This window comes from Flavobacterium saccharophilum, assembly GCF_900142735.1.
Taxonomy (GTDB): domain Bacteria; phylum Bacteroidota; class Bacteroidia; order Flavobacteriales; family Flavobacteriaceae; genus Flavobacterium; species Flavobacterium saccharophilum.
Map to the genome: position 1 here is coordinate 219,642 of NZ_FRBY01000001.1, position 19,765 is coordinate 239,406.

16 protein-coding genes are annotated in these 19,765 nt (G+C 33.5%); 14 read left to right on the forward strand and 2 right to left on the reverse strand.

The genetic code is table 11. The features are described 5' to 3' along the window. The first annotated feature begins 77 nt into the window (after positions 1 to 77). A complete protein-coding gene (locus BUA98_RS00975) occupies positions 78 to 824 on the forward strand; it encodes a tetratricopeptide repeat protein (protein WP_072969806.1) in 747 nt (248 codons plus the stop codon). A 164-nt stretch (positions 825 to 988) separates the two neighbouring features. Here BUA98_RS00975 and BUA98_RS00980 read toward each other — a convergent pair whose 3' ends face one another. Both BUA98_RS00980 and BUA98_RS00985 read right to left on the reverse strand, forming a co-directional pair. After that, complete coding sequence (locus tag BUA98_RS00980; protein WP_072969807.1) at positions 989 to 1,564, reverse strand: 5-formyltetrahydrofolate cyclo-ligase; 576 nt, start codon at positions 1,562 to 1,564, stop codon at positions 989 to 991. After that, a complete protein-coding gene (locus BUA98_RS00985) occupies positions 1,551 to 2,528 on the reverse strand; it encodes a succinylglutamate desuccinylase/aspartoacylase family protein (protein WP_072969808.1) in 978 nt (325 codons plus the stop codon). The genes BUA98_RS00980 and BUA98_RS00985 overlap by 14 nt, the downstream gene beginning before the upstream one ends. A gap of 137 nt (positions 2,529 to 2,665) precedes the next feature. Here BUA98_RS00985 and uvrC point away from each other — a divergent pair, with 137 nt between their 5' ends. The 13 genes from uvrC (at position 2,666) to BUA98_RS01050 (ending at position 19,764) form a co-directional block, all read left to right on the forward strand. After that, entirely contained in the window at positions 2,666 to 4,462 is a 1,797-nt protein-coding gene (uvrC, locus tag BUA98_RS00990; protein WP_072970555.1) for an excinuclease ABC subunit UvrC, read from the forward strand. Positions 4,463 to 4,468: 6 nt separating this feature from the next. Continuing rightward, positions 4,469 to 6,757 (forward strand): patatin-like phospholipase family protein, encoded by a 2,289-nt coding sequence (locus BUA98_RS00995; protein ID WP_086065095.1) that lies wholly within the window; start codon positions 4,469 to 4,471, stop codon positions 6,755 to 6,757. 316 nt (positions 6,758 to 7,073) lie between these two features. Further along, positions 7,074 to 8,231: a homogentisate 1,2-dioxygenase gene (locus tag BUA98_RS01000; RefSeq protein WP_072969809.1), complete on the forward strand. Its 1,158-nt coding sequence runs from the start codon at positions 7,074 to 7,076 to the stop codon at positions 8,229 to 8,231. A gap of 172 nt (positions 8,232 to 8,403) precedes the next feature. Then, the gene (gene hppD / locus BUA98_RS01005) at positions 8,404 to 9,564 is read left to right on the forward strand and encodes a 4-hydroxyphenylpyruvate dioxygenase (RefSeq protein WP_072969810.1); all 1,161 of its coding nucleotides are present in this window, start codon (positions 8,404 to 8,406) and stop codon (positions 9,562 to 9,564) included. A gap of 299 nt (positions 9,565 to 9,863) precedes the next feature. Beyond that, positions 9,864 to 10,634 carry a DUF3108 domain-containing protein gene (locus BUA98_RS01010; RefSeq protein ID WP_072970557.1) on the forward strand — a complete coding sequence of 257 codons (771 nt, stop codon included), beginning with the start codon at positions 9,864 to 9,866 and terminating at the stop codon, positions 10,632 to 10,634. Next, positions 10,634 to 11,575 (forward strand): tryptophan 2,3-dioxygenase family protein, encoded by a 942-nt coding sequence (locus tag BUA98_RS01015; protein ID WP_072969811.1) that lies wholly within the window; start codon positions 10,634 to 10,636, stop codon positions 11,573 to 11,575. Before BUA98_RS01010 ends, BUA98_RS01015 begins: the two co-directional genes overlap by 1 nt. 21 nt (positions 11,576 to 11,596) lie before the next feature. Beyond that, complete coding sequence (locus BUA98_RS01020) at positions 11,597 to 12,817, forward strand: M23 family metallopeptidase (protein WP_072969812.1); 1,221 nt, start codon at positions 11,597 to 11,599, stop codon at positions 12,815 to 12,817. 21 nt (positions 12,818 to 12,838) lie between these two features. Next, on the forward strand, positions 12,839 to 13,459 hold the full coding sequence (locus tag BUA98_RS01025) for a hypothetical protein (protein WP_072969813.1): 621 nt from the start codon (positions 12,839 to 12,841) through the stop codon (positions 13,457 to 13,459). Positions 13,460 to 13,491: 32 nt separating this feature from the next. Next, positions 13,492 to 13,827 (forward strand): hypothetical protein, encoded by a 336-nt coding sequence (locus BUA98_RS01030; protein ID WP_072970558.1) that lies wholly within the window; start codon positions 13,492 to 13,494, stop codon positions 13,825 to 13,827. Positions 13,828 to 13,951: 124 nt separating this feature from the next. Continuing rightward, positions 13,952 to 15,595, forward strand: a complete 1,644-nt coding sequence (gene pgi / locus BUA98_RS01035) for a glucose-6-phosphate isomerase (protein ID WP_072969814.1) — start codon at positions 13,952 to 13,954, stop codon at positions 15,593 to 15,595. 320 nt (positions 15,596 to 15,915) lie between these two features. After that, positions 15,916 to 18,660 (forward strand): TonB-dependent receptor, encoded by a 2,745-nt coding sequence (locus BUA98_RS01040; protein WP_072969815.1) that lies wholly within the window; start codon positions 15,916 to 15,918, stop codon positions 18,658 to 18,660. 106 nt (positions 18,661 to 18,766) lie between these two features. Next, positions 18,767 to 19,189 (forward strand): hypothetical protein, encoded by a 423-nt coding sequence (locus BUA98_RS01045; protein WP_072969816.1) that lies wholly within the window; start codon positions 18,767 to 18,769, stop codon positions 19,187 to 19,189. An 86-nt stretch (positions 19,190 to 19,275) separates the two neighbouring features. Continuing rightward, complete coding sequence (locus BUA98_RS01050) at positions 19,276 to 19,764, forward strand: septal ring lytic transglycosylase RlpA family protein (RefSeq protein WP_072969817.1); 489 nt, start codon at positions 19,276 to 19,278, stop codon at positions 19,762 to 19,764. Position 19,765 lies beyond the last annotated feature (1 nt).

A 19,765-nucleotide genomic window follows, 5' to 3' on the forward strand; every position in this document is an offset into this window, starting at 1 on the left:
AAAAGTGATTTGGATTGTGTTGATTTTAAGTTCGCTAAGTTTTAAAAATGAAACCTTTTAGGTTTAAATAAAATAAAATGAAAAATATAGTATATCTCTTTTTATTAATTACTCAGGTTTTCTTTGCTCAAAGCAGCTTTGAAAAAGGGAATCTTTTGTATCAGGATAACAAGTTTGAGCAGGCTGCGCAGGAGTATGAAAATGTTCTTAAAGAAAATAAAGAACATTCTGCTGAATTGTATTTTAATTTGGGTAATTGCTATTACAAACTAAATAAAGTTGCTCCTTCGATTTATAATTATGAAAAAGCATTGGTTTTAAAACCGCATGATGAACAGACTTTAAACAACTTAAAATTCGCCAAAAAACTAACGATTGACGAGATTAAAGAAGTTCCGAAAGTAGGTTTTGCGAAGTTGATTCAGAACTTTACAGGAATTTTTGATTACAATACCTGGGCTAAAATTGCTGTTGGGATTGCTTTTCTATTCTTGTTGAGTTTTATTGGATATTACTTTTCACAGCTTACGCTTTCAAAAAGATTATATTTCATTGGAATGTTTGTATTACTGGTTGGTGTATTGCTAAGTGTTGCAGCGGCAATGTCAGAGAAAGACCATTATGATAATGATCGCCCAGCAATTGTTTTTTCAGAAGTGAGCGAAGTGAGAAGCGAACCTCAAAAAGCGGGATCGGCTATTTTCGTATTGCATGAAGGTGCGAAAGTTTATGTAACGGAAACACTTCAAAACTGGAAAAAAATAGAATTAACAGACGGAACTGAAGGTTGGATTGATTCTTCAACTATCAAAGAAGTGAAATAAAATTCTTGAAATTACAATATAAAATTCTTGAAGTTACAATATAAAAATCCCAAATTCCAACTTTTAAAATTGGGATTTGGGATTTTTATATTTCCATCAATGATATAAATTAATTTTTAACTAAAAAGCATTACACTTAAGTTTACTTATATTCCTTAAATGGTTTAATATTTAAATTTATACACCAGCTCAGGCGTCACACAATAATCCAGCTTTACATCAGATTCAAAAACATCGTCGATTTGATTTACGGCTTCAAAAAAAGAAAGCCCAATTTTGATGGTTTCCGGTTTACATTCTGCTAAGAATTTATCGTAAAAACCTTTTCCGTATCCGATGCGATTTCCAAAAACATCAAAAGCCAAAAGCGGCACAAAAACTACTTCAATAGTTTCAGATGGAACTGGCAAACCATTTACCGGTTCGGGAATATTATATTCGTTTTTTTTGATTTTGGTATTATCTGTCAATAAAAAGTGAAACATCTTCCTGGTTTCAAAATCACTTTTCGAAACCACAATTTCTTTGTCTTTTCCCGAAAGCAAATGCAGAATATATTCCGTATTGACTTCCTTTTGTTCTTCAATCGGAAGAAAAACATGGTAATAGGTTTTATCCCAAACAGGCAATTGCAAAACTTCATTGGCAATAGCCAGACTTTTTTCTTCGATATCATCTATTGACAATTCTTTTCGAAGATTTTTATATTGTAAGCGTAATTCTTTTTTATTCGTCGCCATCAGGTAGGGTTTTAGAAATATGGTAAATGGCATCGCCTTCATAAACAATTGGCGAATGATTGGCGTTAATGATGTAACCGTCATGTGGTGCTTTTACTTTTTGCTCGAATTTACCAAACGGATCAGTTATAATCGCCAGGATAGTTCCTTTGGTTACAAATTTTCCAACCAAATTATAATCGTGCAATAATCCGGAACATTTTGCCCGTAACCAAACTGAGTATTTAATATAAATCGAAGGAAAGAGAGCATCTTCAACAACTTGTTTTGGATCCAGCATGTTCAGGTAATTCAGCAAACGCTTCACTCCCATTACACCTTCATTGGCAATAGCATTATTAATATCTAATGATTTTCCTCCCTCAAAAAGCAACATTTTTACATTCGCTTTTTCACAAGTATTTCTAAAGGATCCGGCAATATTTTTTGAATACAATGTAAAAGGGGCATTAAAAACATCTGCTAACATTCTCAATTCCGGATTATTTTCCGTTATTCTGATTTGAGGCGCATTGAATCGGCTTGCCCCTCCGGCATGAAAATCGACAGCATAATCTATAACCGGCAAAATTTCGGCCACAATATGAAATGCAAATCGGCTGGCCAGAGAACCTTTTTTACTTCCGGGGAAAACCCGATTTAGATCACGACCATCAGGAAACTCACGTGATTTATTTACAAAACCATACATATTGATAATAGGAATACAAATGATGGTTCCTCTTGTTGGGCGATTAATTTTTTTGCTAATAAGCTGGCGCACTACTTCGACTCCGTTTATTTCGTCGCCGTGAATTCCGGCCGAGAACAAAACTACCGGACCATCTATTTTAGAACGACGCACAATAACCGGAATATTAAGCTTTGTTGTCGTGTGTAATCGGGCAATTTCAACGTTTATCGTTCTATTTTCTCCTGGCAAAACCGGTTCGCCAAAAATAATCATGGGCTTGTTATTTTTCATATAGAATTATAAAATCTAAATATAGAAATTATTCTTTTGATTTCGTAAATTTGAATCTAAATCCATGTTAAGCTTTCTCAGGAAAAACAGAATAGTTTTTCGGAATGCTTTTCGACCATCTTCAGAAACAAAACAGAATGCATAAACCGTCTTTATTACTTCAAATACAAACCTTGCCGGACAATCCCGGTGTGTATCAATATTACGATAAAGACGAAAAAATATTGTACGTTGGAAAAGCAAAAAATTTAAAAAAAAGGGTTTCCTCCTACTTCAATAAAATTCACGATACGGCAAAAACAAATGTGCTCGTAAAAAAAATCGTGACCATAAAACACATCGTTGTTCCAACTGAAACCGATGCTCTTTTATTAGAAAACAACTTGATCAAAACATTACAACCACGTTATAATGTTTTGCTTCGCGATGATAAAAGTTACCCTTGGCTTTGTATTAAAAAAGAACCTTTTTCGAGAATTTTTTCTACCAGAAGAATGGTAAAAGACGGCTCTGAATATTTTGGACCTTATACTAATTTCAAAACTGTGCACACGATTTTGGAGTTAATCAAAGAATTGTATCCTCTACGAACCTGCAATTATGATTTAAGTGAATCGAACATCAATTCGGGTAAATTTAAAGTTTGTTTGGAATACCATATTGGCAATTGCAAAGGACCTTGTGAAGGGATTGAATCTTTAGAGGATTATCAGCGACAAGTTGATGCAATTCGAGAAATTTTGAAAGGAAATTTCAAAGAAAGTATGAAAGATTTCAAGCGTTTAATGAATCAATATGCGCAGGATTTACGTTTTGAAGAAGCGCATAAAATCAAAGAAAAAATAGAAGTTCTCGAAAACTACCAATCAAGATCTACGATTGTTAATCCGAAAATTACCAACGTTGATGTTTTCTCGATTGTATCTGATGAAAGTGCGGCTTATGTCAACTTTCTTCAAATTTCGCACGGATCAATTATTCGTTCGCATACTTTAGAAATCAAGAAAAAACTAGACGAAAGCGATGAAGAATTATTAGAATTAGCCATTATCGAACTTCGTGAACGCTTTCATTTATTATCAAAAGAAGTTATTGTTCCTTTTGACGTTGATTTGGGCGAAAAAATTAAAACAACGGTTCCGCAACTTGGAGATAAAAAACAGATTTTAGATTTATCTATCAGAAATGCTAAATTCTACCGAATTGAACAATTAAAACAATTGCAAATTGTAGATCCGGATCGACACGTGAATCGTATTATGGCACAAATGCAAAAAGATTTACGTTTACCTGTTGAACCTCGACATATAGAATGTTTTGATAACTCAAATATTCAGGGAACAAATCCGGTTGCCGCTTGTGTGGTTTTCAAAGATGGAAAACCAAGTAAAAAAGATTACCGCCATTTTAATGTAAAAACAGTTGAAGGTCCGGACGACTTTGCGTCGATGACCGAAATTGTATACCGCCGTTACAAAAGATTACTGGACGAAAAAGAACCTTTACCGCAACTTATTATTATTGATGGAGGAAAAGGACAACTTTCTGCTGCCTTAAAAAGTATAGATGATTTAGGATTACGTGGAAAAATTGCGATTATCGGAATAGCAAAACGTCTTGAAGAGCTTTTTTATCCGGGAGATTCTATTCCGCTGTATCTCGATAAAAAATCAGAAACGTTAAAAGTGATTCAGCAATTACGTAATGAAGCACACCGTTTCGGAATCACATTTCATCGTGACAAACGAAGCAAAGCCGCATTAAATTCCTCAGTAGAAAGCATTCCGGGGATTGGAGAAAAAACCATGCTGACTTTAATACAACATTTTAAAAGTGTTAAAAGATTAAAATTAGCTTCAGAAAAAGAAATATCTGACGTTATAGGAGTATCAAAAGCCAAAAAAATTGTCGACTTTTACAAAACCAACCAGTAAATTTTTATGCGCCAAATTCAGCTTTCCATTTCAAATACCCGGTCAAAAGGATTTTCTTCTGTCCCGACAATTATCGGAAGCTTTTGGAGCATAATAATTTTTCTTACTCTATTATTCAATTCTCAAAACTCCTTCTCGCAAGAACAAAAACAAGACAGCGTTAAACGTCCTAAAATTGGTTTAGTTTTAAGTGGTGGTGGCGCTAAAGGATTTGCACATATTGGTGTTTTAAAAGTTCTGGAAGAAGCCGGAATAAAAATTGATTACATTGGCGGAACCAGTATGGGAGCTGTAATTGGTGGACTTTACGCCTCTGGCTATAATGGTTCCCAAATCGATTCCATCTTCAAGCAAACTAATTTCGACGAATTAATAAATGATTATATTCCTCGATCTTCTAAAAACTTTTACGGCAAAAAAAATGATGAATTATATGCCATAGTTTTGCCTTTTAGTAATTTCAGAGTTGGAATTCCGGAGGCACTTTCAAAAGGAATGTACAATTATAATTTATTGAGCAGTCTGACCAGAAATGTTCGTCATGTGCGTGACTTCAATAAACTGCCAACTCCTTTTTTATGTATTGCAACCAATATCGAAACCGGTGAAGAGGTTTTGCTAAACAAAGGAAATCTGGTTCAGGCCATGATGGCAAGTTCGGCCTTTCCATCCTTATTTACTCCGGTCGAAATTGATGGCAATTTATTAGTCGACGGTGGCGTTGTCAATAATTACCCAATTAAGGAAGTCCGAAATCTTGGTGCCGATATTATAATTGGTGTTGATGTACAGGATGATTTATTGAAAAGAAAAAATCTTAAAAATGCTACCCGTATTTTAGTTCAGATTACCAATCTGCAGTCCATTGATAAAATGAAAAGTAAAATAAAAGACACTGATATCTATGTGAAACCAGATATTCGTGATTTTGGTGTAATTTCATTTGACAAAGGAGAAGAAATAATTAGAAAAGGTGAAGAAGCCACCTTTGCGGTTTACGAAAAAATAAAATCATTAGTTACTGAAGATAATTTTTATAAAAAACCAAAATTAAAAGTCGCAACAGACACTATTGAAATCCAAAAAATTAACAGTGACAAATTAGACAACTACACCAAAGAATACATCAATGGTAAACTTCGTTTCAAACCGGGAAGTACCATAACTTATGAAGATCTGAAAACCGGAATAAACAATCTTAATGCAACTCAGAACTTTAGCACAATATCTTATTGTTTGCAGCCAAATGGCAAACAAGATGATTTAGATCTTGTCTTAAAAGAAAACCCAACTCAAACGTATTTGAAACTGGGATTACATTATGACGGACTTTATAAAAGTGGAATTTTACTAAATCTTACCCACAAGAAAACATTTCTAAAAAATGATGTCACTTCCTTAGATATAATTTTGGGAGATAATTTTAGATATGATTTAAATTATTATGTCGAAAATGGGTTTAATATAAGTTTCGGATTTCGTTCCAGATTAAATCAGTTCAATCGAAATGTTACCACAAGTATTAGCAATTTAAGTACTGCGCCAAATGTAAACCTTATAAATGTAGACTTTTTAGATTTAACAAATCAGGCTTACTTTCAAACTATTTTTGTACAGAAATTTTTGATGGGTGGAGGTTTTGAATACAAGTATTTAAAGATAGACTCTCCAACACTCTCTAATGCTGAAAATATAATTGATAAGAGCAATTACCTTAGTGTTTTTGGGTATTTGAAATATGATTCATTTGATAGTAAGAGTTTTCCAAATTCCGGATTATATTTTTCTTCTGATTTACAAACTTATCTGGCTTCATCAGATTATACCAATCAATTTAAACCTTTTTCTATTGCGAAAGCCGAAGTCGCTTTCGCCAAAACACTTTTTAGAAAAGCAACTGTAAAAATTGGCGCAGATGCAGGATTTAATATCGGTAGTGATAGTGTACCCTTTTTTGATTTTATTCTGGGTGGTTATGGTTATAATAAAGTCAACAATTTCAATTACTTCTATGGATATGATTTTCTAAGTATCGCGGGTAATAGTTATATAAAATCAGATATCACTTTAGATTATGAAATTTTCAAAAAAAACCATGTGAATTTTTCTGCCAATTTTGCCAATTTAGGGAATGATATTTTTACTACTGTTGACTGGATCTCAATGCCAAAATATTCAGGTTATGCTTTAGGTTATGGATTAGAAACTATTATTGGTCCAATTGAGGTTAAACAGTCCTGGTCTCCTGAAATGTCAAAAAGTTTTACCTGGTTTAGTATTGGTTTTCAGTTTTAGTATTATAATCCTGAATAATTCAAAAAAAGCGTACTATTTTTTTGCTATCTAAAATTTATTTCAAAAAAAATCAAAAGAATTAATATTTATAACCGATATAATTTATAATTTTACTCGATAAAAATTACGACATTTGTTATAATGAAAACAAAATGGACAGGTTTATTAGAATATCTTCAATTCCTCATCAAGAGAAATCCTGAGTGAAGCTATTGAATTGAGATAATTAGTCAGCACAAAAGTTGAGCTGGTTATCTGTTCACACAATTCACCTTTTTCGAATTATCTAATTTACAAATTATCTAATTGAAAAGCCATGCCATTATATCATAAACTTGGAGATTTCCCTCAAAAAAGACACACCCAATTCGAAAAACCAAACGGAGGTTTTTACTACGAACAATTGTTTGGTACCGAAGGTTTTCACGGACATTCGTCGTTGTCTTATCATGCTCACAGACCAACACAGGTCAAAGAAATTTTAAACTCTTATTCGGTTGAACCAAAAATTGCAATCGGAAAAAACATAAAATCATTACTTTTTAAAGGTTTTGAATTAAAACCGGAGAACGACTTTTTAGATAGCCGAAAAGCCATGTTAGTCAACAAAGACTGTATTATAGGATTGGCAGCACCTAAACAATCACTTCGAAATTATTTCTACAAAAATGCCGATGCCGATGAAATGCTTTTCATCCATAAAGGAAAAGGAAAATTAAGAACCATGTTAGGAAATATTCCATTTGAATATGGTGATTATCTTATTATTCCAAGAGGCATTATTTATCAAATAGAATTTGAGACTGAAGAAAACCGCCTATTTTACGTTGAATCTTATTCTCCTTTTTACACTCCAAAACGTTATAAAAACCAATCGGGGCAACATTTAGAGCATTCGCCATTTTGCGAACGTGATTTTATTTTGCCAAACGAATTGGAAACACATGACGAAAAAGGTGATTTTTTAATTAAAATCAAAAAAGAAGGCATGATTCACGAATTAGTTTACGCCACACATCCTTTTGACGTTGTGGGTTGGGACGGTTACAACTTTCCATACGGATTCTCGATTCATAATTTTGAACCTATAACGGGACGTGTTCACCAACCGCCTCCGGTACATCAAACTTTCGAAACGGCTACTTTTGTCGTTTGTTCATTCTGTCCGAGACTTTACGATTACCATCCAAAAGCAATTCCTGCGCCATACAATCACAGCAATATAGATTCTGACGAAGTTCTTTATTATGTTGATGGTGATTTCATGAGCCGTAATAATATCGAGCAAGGTCATATCACTTTACACCCAAAAGGAATTCCGCATGGTCCCGCACCTGGCGCGATGGAACGCAGTATTGGTCACAAAGAAACCCAGGAATTAGCTGTTATGGTTGATACTTTCAGGCCATTAATGGTTACTGAGGAAGCGATGGGATTGGATGATGGACAATATTATAAATCCTGGACGGAGTAAATTCATCGAGTCGATCTAACCGCAAAGTTCGCAAGGATTTTACGCAAAGATCGCTATGATACACTTTGCGAACCTAGCGTAAAATCCTTGCGGACTTTGCGGTTAAAAAAACAATCTTAAAAAATATTTCGGAAATCAAATAAACGATTAACCGATTAAACAAATAAACATTATGTCAAAAGAAGTAAAATCAGTAGAATACGGATTAGAAAAAATCTTTGAAGGAGCACAAGATTTCCTTCCCCTATTAGGGACAGATTATGTAGAATTCTACGTAGGAAATGCAAAACAGTCTGCACATTATTATAAAACAGCTTTTGGATATCAGTCATTGGCTTACGCCGGATTAGAGACCGGAGTAAAAGACAAAGCCTCTTATGTACTGAAACAAGACAAAATCAGAATTGTGTTGACAACACCTTTAACACAGGATTCTCCAATTCATGCACATCTTCAAAAACATGGAGATGGTGTAAAAGTGGCGGCACTTTGGGTTGAAGATGCCACAAAATCATACGAAGAAACCATGAAACGTGGTGCCCGTTCTTTTATGGAACCAACTGTAGAATCAGATGAATTTGGAGAAGTAATTCGTTCTGGAATTTACACTTATGGAGAAACAGTTCACATTTTTGTAGAGAGAAAAAACTACAACGGCGTTTTCTTACCAGGTTACAAAGAATGGAAATCAGATTACAATCCAGAACCAACCGGATTAAAGTACATTGACCACATGGTTGGAAATGTGGGCTGGAACGAAATGAATACCTGGGTAAAATTCTACGAAGACGTTATGGGATTCGTGAATTTCCTATCTTTTGATGACAAACAAATTAATACTGAATATTCAGCTTTGATGAGTAAAGTAATGTCTAATGGAAATGGAAGAATTAAATTCCCAATCAATGAACCAGCCGAAGGAAAGAAAAAATCTCAAATTGAAGAATATTTAGATTTTTATGGTGGGCCTGGAATTCAACACATTGCCATTGCTACTGATGATATTATTAAAACCGTATCACAACTAAAAGCAAGAGGTGTAGAGTTTTTATCTGCTCCACCGCATACTTACTACCAGGCAATACCTGAAAGATTAGGTGTTCACATGGATATGATGAAAGAAGATTTAAACGAAATTGAGAAACTTGCTATTATGGTCGATGCTGATGAAGATGGTTACTTATTACAGATATTTACTAAACCTGTTCAGGACAGACCTACACTATTTTTCGAAATTATTCAACGAATGGGCGCAAAAGGATTTGGTGCAGGTAACTTTAAAGCCCTTTTTGAGTCGATTGAGAGAGAACAAGAATTGAGAGGAACATTATAAAAACGCAAAACTTTTACATTAAACAAGATAATTCTCTGTAAAACGATGCTTTTTATGCAAATGTTATGTTAAACTTACCTTTTACTATTTCTTTTTTGAACTTTCTGTATATCTTTGCACTCGCAAATCAGGAAGGGGTGGTTTCCTTCCGAATTGATATAAATTTCATAATTTATAGTTTTTTGGTTAGTTAATAGCATAAAAACTCAGTCATTATTTGACTGAGTTTTTTTGTTTTGGTACATTTGGAATAGAATTTGCATTTAATTATCTTTATAATGAAATGTAAAGATTGTACTATGAAAAAGCTAATTCTCATCATATTAATTCTCACTACTTTTGCTTTCGACTCTCAGAAAGAAGATGCATTTGGTACGGGAGAATTCTTCAAATTTAGGATTCACTACGGAATTGTTAATGCTGGCTATGCCACTCTCGAAATTAAAGACGCCACAATAAATAACAAAAAAGTGCATCATGCGGTGGGTAAAGGTTATACAACCGGAATGTCAAAATTCTTTTTTAAAGTAGAGGATTTATACGAAAGCTACTTTGACAAAGAAACCGGTAGCCCTTATAGATATATCCGAAAAATTGACGAAGGCGGCTATACCAAAAATCAGGAAGGTATTTTTAATCAGGCAGAAAATCGCGTATTAGTAAAAGATTACAAACGAAAGTCTGAAAAAACTATTATTACAACAGACAACGTTCAGGACATTATTTCCTCGTTCTATTATTTACGAAATCACCCGAACATTGACAAGCTTAAATCTGGTGATGCTATTACAATCGACATGTTTTTTGATGATGAAATCACAAAATTTAAGTTAAAATATATAGGTCGTCAGGATATTACAACTAAATTTGGCACCGTTTCTACAATGGTATTTAAACCATTGGTACAAACAGGAAGAGTTTTTAAAGAAAAAGAAAGCGTTACACTCTGGATAACAGATGACAACAACAAAGTCCCAATTAGAATTAAAGCAGATCTTGCAGTAGGATCACTAAAAGCAGATCTAGACGAATATAAAGGATTAAAAAATCCATTTAAAGCAAAAAAATAATGAACCTTACTGATCATTCAGAATCAATCTTAAATGAAATTGACCTTAAATTTCAAGCTATAAATCAAAAAACAGAGGTGCAGCTTGAAGGTTTACTTTGGTCAAAACCAATTACCTATTGGGACTACATCCAAACTGATGCGCTTTTAAGCTTACAAACACAGCGCACTACCCTACCTGACGAAATGGTTTTCATCATGTATCATCAGGTAAATGAATTAATTTTCAAGATGATTTTGTGGGAAATTGATCAGATTGCCAATACCGAAAATATTCAGGTTGCTTTTTTCAGCGAAAGACTATCAAGAATCACAAGATATTTTGACATGCTTACCAATTCGTTTAGTATCATGGAAAACGGAATGGAAGTAGATCAATACATGAAATTCAGAAATACACTTACTCCGGCAAGTGGTTTTCAGAGCGCACAATATAGATTAATTGAATTTGCATCAACTGATGTAATCAATTTAACAGATCGCAGATACAAAGCAAATTTTGACGAAAACACTGACTTAGAAACCAGTTTTGAACATTTATACTGGCAGGCTGCCGGAAAAGATTATCAAACAGGTGAAAAATCATATCTACTACAGGAGTTCGAAAACAAATATAAAGTTTCCTTTTTAAGACAAATGTCTACTTTTAAAACTAAAAATATTTGGCAAAAATTTACTCAATTACCAGAAACGGATCAGCAAAATGAAGAACTCATAAATGCAATGCGTCATTATGATAAAACCGTGAATATTACTTGGGTTATGCAGCATTTAAACACGGCAAGAAAATACATTTTGGAAAGCGGAAAAGGTAACGGAGAAGCAACCGGTGGAAGTGACTGGCAAAAATATATGCATCCAAAATACCAAAGACGCATCTTTTTTCCTAAATTGTGGACCGAAGATGAATTGTCCAATTGGGGAAATGAAGAAACCATTTAATTTTCCACAAAAAATAAAAGTTTGAAAAAAGCATTCGTAATTATAATCGTTTTATTCTCAATATTTTCATGTAATAAAACCGATGAGAAAGTTGAAACTAAAATCACTAAACCAAAAACTAAGAAAGTAGAATTTGGTTTTAATTACGCCGACTTTAATGTTGTTAATGATACAATATCAAAAGGAGATTCCTTTGGATCCATCATCCAAAATCAAAATATTGATGACAAACAAGTATTTAATATTGTCGAACAGGTAAAAGATTCTTTTAATGTTAGAACTATTCGATACAACAAACCTTATACGCTTCTTCGAGCTAAAAATAAAACCAATAAATTACAAGTTTTTATTTATCAGCCCGATGCACTAACTTATTATGTAGTTGACTTAAGAGACAGTATTGCAAAAGCTTATAAAAAAATAAAACCGGTTACTTTTAAACGTAAAATAATAGGTGGTGTTTTAAAAAGTTCATTGTCTGAAACTTTAGGAAACGCAAGTGTAGAAACAGCCCTCGCAAGCAGAATTACCAAAGTGTTTTCATGGTCAATTGACTTCTTCAAACTTAAAAAAGGAGATCGTTACGGTTTAATTTTCACTGAACGATTTATCAACGGAAAAACGTATGATGGTGTTGAAGATCTTGAAGCTGCATTTTTTGAATATAAAGGAAAAATCGTTTATGCTTTTCCTTTTGAAAAAGACACACTTTCAGGAAAAGTTGAATACTACGATGATCAGGGTAAAACATTGAAAAACTTCTTTCTAAAAACACCAATAAAATTCAGTAGAATTACATCGCGATTTACAGCAAACAGATTCCACCCGGTACAACATACCTGGAAAGCACACAAAGGAACTGATTATGCTGCTCCAACCGGAACACCTATTTCAACAACGGCTGCCGGAGTTGTAGAAGCAACCGGATATACAGCCGGAAATGGAAACTTCGTAAAAGTAAAACACAACGGAACCTACTCTACTCAATATTTACACATGTCCCGAATTCTAGTTCGTCGTGGTCAACGTGTAACTCAGGGACAAACCATTGGATTAGTTGGAAGCACCGGACTAGCAACCGGACCACACGTTTGTTATAGATTTTGGAAAAACGGAATTCAGGTTGATGCGCTTCGATTGAACTTACCAACCGGCGAATCTTTGACAGGAAATGACAAAAACCGTTTCATGAAACAAATGGAACCTTTGAAAAGAGAATTAGATAGTATTGGAAACTTGTAAATATCTGAAATATAAAGTCGAATGAAAAATGCACGTCTTAAAGCAATTTACAATGAAACTTTTTCAGGTCTAAAACTATTTTACAGGGATACTGATTTACCAGATAATTTAATTTCAAATTATAAAGTAGGCCAAATAATTCAGGAAAAAGGCTTCACTGATATGTCGTCTATGGGCGGCGGACTTTCTGGCAATACCAGATATTTAATTGCCAGTGCCCATCCAAAAGATTTATCAAAATTCAATCCTGACTCTGCAAAAATTGGTCATTTTCTTTTAGATACTATTGCATATTTTAAAGTATTGGATATTCAGAAAATCGAAAACAAAACACAGATTTTCCTTTTAAACATTCCAGACAATTCAATTTCACTTTTTAAAAATTCATCTTCAAATCTGGAAGAAGAAATTATAGAAAAAGCACAGAAAAAATTTAAGGATAAAATTCATTCAACACTAATTGCAGAATTACAAACAGCTGATTGGAGAGAAAGAACAAAGTCTCCTCTTGGAATGAATGATGCTGGTGAATTATTTTTTGATGATTCGAAAATTAAAGTCGAACAACCTAAAAGAATCGAAATTAATACCGAAAAAAAAACTATTGAAGTTAATAAAAAACCCTGGTGGAAGATTTGGTAGAAAAAATTTCATTTAATAAATCGAATTACCAAATGAAACGAACTTTATCCATAATTTCATCGATATTGCTACTCGGATGTTCCAATCCACATGCTTTTGTATTAAATGATTCAGAGAAAAATAAATACTTTGTATTAGAAAAAATCAACTATGCATTTGAGAAAGACCAAATTGGCAATTCCCCTTTTATTGTAATAGACGGAAATCCTTTTAATTACAATAAAAAACAAGATACAATTTTACTGCCTCTTAAAAAATCAGATATATTAAGCGTAGATTTTTTAAACAAAAATAGCAGTCGCATTATATATAATGAGAAAGAAAATGACGGCGCTATAATCATAACCACAAAAATTCAGAAACGATAATCTTATAAAACGTTTTCGTAACTAATTGTTATATAATTGTGAAGCTTAAAGCTTTTAAAAGTTATTTCAGTATTTTTGTGTTTTAAGAAACCACAAGTAACCACTTCTCAATTAAATACAAAAAATGGCTTTAAACACAACAAACCCAACCGGGACTGAAGCGTGGAAAAATCTGCAAAACCACTATAATGCAATTCACGAAACTACGATACAAGAATTATTTCAACAAGATAATACTCGTGTTGAAAAATTCAACTTACAATGGAATGATTTTTTAGTAGATTATTCTAAAAACAACATTAGTCAGGAAACTATTGCCCTTTTATTAGAATTAGCAAATTCAATTGGATTAAAAGAGGCAATTTCTCAATATTTTGGTGGAGAAATCATCAACCAAACAGAAAACAGAGCCGTTTTACATACTGCATTACGTGCTCCGGAATCAGCAACAATTAAAGTTGATGGTGAGAATGTAATTCCGGAAGTTTATGAAGTAAAAAACAAAATCAAAAACTTTACAAACGAAGTAATTTCTGGAGAAAGAAAAGGTTTTACCGGAAAAGCCTTTACTGATATTGTTAATATCGGAATTGGAGGTTCAGATCTTGGTCCGGTAATGGCCGTTGAAGCTTTACAGTTTTACAAAAATCACCTGAATTTACATTTTGTTTCGAATGTAGACGGTGATCATGTAAATGAAGTAATCAAAAAACTAAACCCGGAAACGACCTTATTTTTAATTGTTTCTAAAACTTTTACTACTCAGGAAACCTTATCGAATTCTGAAACCATCAAAGAATGGTTTTTGAAATCGGCTTCTCAGGAAGATATCGCGAAACATTTTGTGGCAGTTTCTACTAATATTCAAAAGGTAACCGAATTCGGAATTAATCCGGACAACGTTTTCCCGATGTGGGACTGGGTTGGAGGACGATTTTCTCTTTGGAGCGCTGTTGGTTTAAGTATCGCTTTGGCCGTTGGTTTTGATAATTATAATGATTTATTAAAAGGTGCCAACGAAATGGATGAACATTTCAAATCGGCTGAATTTGACGAAAACATTCCGGTAACCCTAGCATTATTAAGTGTTTGGTATAATAATTTCTTTGGTGCTGAGAGCGAAGCTTTGATCCCTTATACTCAATATCTACAAAAATTAGCTCCATACTTGCAACAGGCAACGATGGAAAGCAACGGAAAAAGTGTTGGGCGTGACGGAAAACCCGTAAACTACCAAACCGGAACAATTATTTGGGGAGAGCCAGGGACAAATTCACAACATGCTTTCTTTCAATTAATTCATCAGGGAACAAAATTAATTCCGACAGATTTTATTGGATTCGTAAAACCTTTATATGGAAACGAAGATCACCACGACAAATTAATGTCAAACTTTTTTGCACAAACTGAAGCTTTAATGAACGGAAAAACTCCCGCACAAGTTCAGGCTGAATTTGACAAACAAGGACTTTCTGCAGAAAAAGCATCATACTTATTGCCTTTTAAAGTTTTCACTGGAAACAAACCAACGAATACAATTTTGATTCAAAAATTAACGCCTAAATCTTTAGGATCCTTAATCGCATTATACGAACACAAGATTTTTGTTCAGGGTGTTATTTGGAACATTTTTAGTTTTGATCAATGGGGAGTTGAATTAGGAAAACAATTGGCCAATTCAATTTTAGACGAAATAAATTCAAAAACCGTAAAAAGTCATGATAGTTCGACATCATTTTTGTTGAACCACTTTTTAAAGAACAAATAGCATATTCTTACGAGTTTTCATAACAAACTGAAACGCCTTGATTTAACTAAAATTAAGGCGTTTTTTCGTATAAATAAGCTACTTTCAAACCTTAAATCATTGATTATTGCAAGTTTAGACCTACAGCACTGTTCGAATAATTATGATTTTAACAAAAAACAAGTGCTTAAATTCAAAAAAACATTGTTTAAATTAACAAAAAAAGAAAAAATCATTTTAATGCGCAACACAATAGATAAAACTGACTTTTCTTAACATTTTGATAACACTATCTGAGTTATTTGTTATAATTTTGCCAAAAACAATAAACTAAATAACAAATGAAGACAATGAAAAATTGGTTACTTACTGGACTGTTGTTCATGATAGTTTCGACCGCATTTTCTCAGGGAAAAATTACTGGTACAATTACCGACGGTACAGGTTCTTTGCCGGGAGCTAACGTAGTGATTAAAGGCTCTACAACAGCTACTTCTACAGATTTTGACGGTAAATTCACACTTAACACAACAAGCAGTGCGGGAGAAATCGTTATTTCTTTTTTAGGTTATCAAAACCAAACTGTAAAATTTTCAGTATCTAATGGAGCTACTACTAATTTAGGTACCATCGTTTTAGCTTCTAATTCAAACGAACTAAGCGAAATTGTAGTAAAAAGTACTACAGTAGATATTGCAAAAGACAGAAAAACACCTGTTGCAGTTTCTACAATTAAAGCTTCTGAAATTCAGGAAAAACTAGGAAACCAAGAACTTCCTGAAATCTTAAAAAGCACACCTTCAGTTTATGTTAGTAAATCTGGTGGTGGTTATGGAGATTCAAGAATCACTATCCGTGGATTTAGCCAAAATAACATTGCCGTAATGGTTAATGGTATGCCGGTTAACGATATGGAAAATGGATCTGTTTACTGGAGTAACTGGTCTGGTTTATCAGATGTTACATCTGCAATTCAAGTACAAAGAGGTTTAGGATCTTCAAAATTGGCAATTGCTTCTGTTGGAGGAACTATGAACTACATTACTAAAGCATCAGATTTAAAACAAGGAGGTACAGTAGGAACTTCTTTCGGTAATGATAATTTCTTCAAATCAAATGTTGCTTACAACACAGGAAAATTAGACAACGGATTTTCTGCATCTGTATTGTATAGCCACACTCAAGGTGATGGTTATGTAGACGCGACAAAATTTAATGGAGACAACTACTATATTGGTCTTGGTTACGCTACAAAAAACAACAAGCACGATTTTCAGCTTACTATAACTGGTGCTCCACAATGGCACGATCAAAGATCAACGTTCATCACGATCGCACAGTATCAAAAATACGGAACAGAATCTGATCCAAATATCAAATATAACTCTGACTGGGGGTATAAAGATGGAAAAGAATTTAACATGGTAAGAAATTACTATCACAAGCCAGTTATTTCATTAAACTATGATTTCCAGATTAATGAAACTTCAAAATTATCTACCGTAGGTTACGTTTCTTTCGGACGTGGAGGAGGTTCTAGAGGAGCTGGTTTTATTAAAGGCTTAAATTATGTTAATAATGCTTTTAGAACTGCAGATGGTTTAGTTGATTATGACAAAATTGTTGCTTACAACTCAGGTCAGACAGTAGATATTAATGGAACTGCTTCTACTCGTACAACTACTGGTACAAGTGGTCAATACCAAAATACTGCACTTACTGGAAACAATACAACAAATGGTATTTCTCAAATTTCATCAGTTAACTCACACAACTGGTATGGAGCAATTGTTAACTTCAACAAAAAATTCACCGATAACTTAACTTGGGATGTTGGTGTTGATGTTAGAGGCTACAAAGGTATCCACTACCAAAACGTAAATAACTTATTAGGAGGAGATGCTTTCGCTGACAACTATGATGTAAATAACCCTAATAGAGTGCTAACTAATACATACTCTACATACCCAGCTTGGAACGTTTTCAAAAGCACGGATAATGAAGAAAAGATCAACTTCTATAATGATGGAGATGTAAGATGGTATGGTGGATTTACTCAATTAGAATACTCTAATGACAACTTAACTGTTTTTGTACAAGGAGCTATTTCTCAACAAGGATTCAAAAGAGTTGATTATTTCAAATATTTAGCTTCAAATCCATTATCAAGCACAGATTACGAAAACATTCTTGGTGGTAACGTAAAAGGTGGAGCTAACTATAACATTAATGAAAACCACAATGTTTACTTTAATACAGGTTACTACTCAAAACAACCATTCTTTAACGCTGTTTACCCAAACAACGCTTCTTTAGTAAATGGTAACTTAACTAACGAAAAAATCTTTGGTTTAGAAGCTGGTTACGGTTTCCGTTCTAGAATCTTTACTGCTAACGTAAACGTTTACCGTACATCTTGGAAAGACAGATACCAAAGATCTAACGATAATGACACAACTAACCCAGGAGGTTATTATGACTTCTCAGGAATTACAGAAATCCACTCAGGTTTAGAGTTTGACGGTAGAGCAAGAGTTACAGATAAACTTAACATTACTGGAATGTTCTCTATTGGAGACTGGAAATACGAAGGAACAAGTACAAGTAACCGTTACGATTCTGCAAACAACCCTATTGGTGGAGGAACAACTACTATTCTTTATCTTGATGGTGTAAAAGTTGGTGATGCTGCTCAATTAACTGCTGCTTTAGGAGCTACTTACGAAATACTGCCTCGTTTTAGTGTAGATGCAAATTACAACTATACTGAAAAACTATATGCTGCAATTTCTCCAGGAAACTTCACAAAAGAAGACAACAGAGGATCATTAGAATTACCTGCTTTTGGTTTAGTTGACGCTGGTTTATCATACAAATTGTTAGTTGGAAAAACTAAAAGCAATTCAGTTGGTTTCAGATTAAACGTAAACAACGTATTTGATTATACTTACATCGCAGAAGCGAAAACAAACATATTCGCAGCTGACGTGCCAACTGTATCAACATACAAAGGTATCGCTACTACAAATCAGGTATACTTTGGATTTGGTAGAACTTGGAACTTTGGACTACGTTACGATTTCTAATATTTAGAATCTAAATAAATATCATAAACGGCATCGACTTTTAAGTTTGATGCCGTTTTTTTATAGCCTTTTTTGTTATATTTGTTTTGAACAAAAAAACTGTTTTATGTATTATTTTCTACAAAAATTCCATTCTGGATGGGCTTATCTGGCATTATTACTTTTATTAATTGCCGTTGTAAATGCCATTATCGGATTAACTTCTAAAAAAGATTTTACAGCCAAAGACCGCAAGATTGCCTTATTTGCCTTAATTGGAGCACACACGCAATTGTTGATTGGTTTAATTCTTTATTTTGTATCTCCGCTTGGAAAAGCAGCTTTTGGAGAAATGTCTAATGCTGAACTTCGATTAACTTCATTAGAACACCCTTTAATTAACATCATAGCCATTATCCTAATTACTATTGGATGGTCTAAACATAAAAAACTAATTAATAGCGAAGCTAAATTTAAAACGTTTGCTATTTTTTACGGATTAGGATTATTACTTATATTAAGTAGAATCCCGTGGAACCTATGGTTCTAAAAACCAATTAAAGCCCTTAAAACAGGGCTTTTTTTATCTCGGCATATTATTTGTACAAACTCCCCAAGTCTGAAAAAGAATAACCCATGAGAATTAAAAAAAACATTTTACTCAGCGCATTTACTATAACTTTTTTAAGTTGTGTAACGTACGTAATGAGTCAACAAGTCAGGTCAACAGAACCTAAAATTACGCAGGACACTATTAAAAACAACAAAACAGGCCTAATCTTACCTATCGATTCTGTTTTTACAGACAATGGTTTAAAATTAAAACCATACAAAAAAAATGCACATGCTTCCTATTATGCCGATAAATTTACAGGCAGAAAAACTGCAGACGGAAGCAGATTTGACAACAATAAATACACTGCAGCGCACAAAAAACTTCCTTTTGGAACAAGAATAAAAGTAACAAATGAAGCCAATGGGAAATTTGTAATCGTTAAAATTACTGATAGAGGCCCATTTGTTAAAACCCGTGAATTAGACCTTTCAAAAAGAGCTTTTATGGACATTACCCGAAGCAAAGGTGCCGGTGCAATGAAAGTCACTATTGAGACTATAGTAGAATAAA

Bases quoted from the DNA above. Each gene is read 5' to 3' on its own strand.
- BUA98_RS00980 (WP_072969807.1), bottom strand. From the start codon at position 1,564: ATGGCGACGAATAAAAAAGAATTACGCTTACAATATAAAAATCTTCGA.
- BUA98_RS00985 (WP_072969808.1), bottom strand. From the start codon at position 2,528: ATGAAAAATAACAAGCCCATGATTATTTTTGGCGAACCGGTTTTGCCA.
- BUA98_RS01050 (WP_072969817.1), top strand. From the start codon at position 19,276: ATGAGAATTAAAAAAAACATTTTACTCAGCGCATTTACTATAACTTTT.
- BUA98_RS00995 (WP_086065095.1), top strand. From the start codon at position 4,469: ATGCGCCAAATTCAGCTTTCCATTTCAAATACCCGGTCAAAAGGATTT.
- BUA98_RS01015 (WP_072969811.1), top strand. From the start codon at position 10,634: ATGAACCTTACTGATCATTCAGAATCAATCTTAAATGAAATTGACCTT.
- BUA98_RS01030 (WP_072970558.1), top strand. From the start codon at position 13,492: ATGAAACGAACTTTATCCATAATTTCATCGATATTGCTACTCGGATGT.
- BUA98_RS01045 (WP_072969816.1), top strand. From the start codon at position 18,767: ATGTATTATTTTCTACAAAAATTCCATTCTGGATGGGCTTATCTGGCA.
- BUA98_RS01000 (WP_072969809.1), top strand. From the start codon at position 7,074: ATGCCATTATATCATAAACTTGGAGATTTCCCTCAAAAAAGACACACC.
- uvrC (WP_072970555.1), top strand. From the start codon at position 2,666: ATGCATAAACCGTCTTTATTACTTCAAATACAAACCTTGCCGGACAAT.
- BUA98_RS01010 (WP_072970557.1), top strand. From the start codon at position 9,864: ATGAAAAAGCTAATTCTCATCATATTAATTCTCACTACTTTTGCTTTC.
- hppD (WP_072969810.1), top strand. From the start codon at position 8,404: ATGTCAAAAGAAGTAAAATCAGTAGAATACGGATTAGAAAAAATCTTT.
- BUA98_RS01025 (WP_072969813.1), top strand. From the start codon at position 12,839: ATGAAAAATGCACGTCTTAAAGCAATTTACAATGAAACTTTTTCAGGT.
- pgi (WP_072969814.1), top strand. From the start codon at position 13,952: ATGGCTTTAAACACAACAAACCCAACCGGGACTGAAGCGTGGAAAAAT.
- BUA98_RS00975 (WP_072969806.1), top strand. From the start codon at position 78: ATGAAAAATATAGTATATCTCTTTTTATTAATTACTCAGGTTTTCTTT.
- BUA98_RS01040 (WP_072969815.1), top strand. From the start codon at position 15,916: ATGAAGACAATGAAAAATTGGTTACTTACTGGACTGTTGTTCATGATA.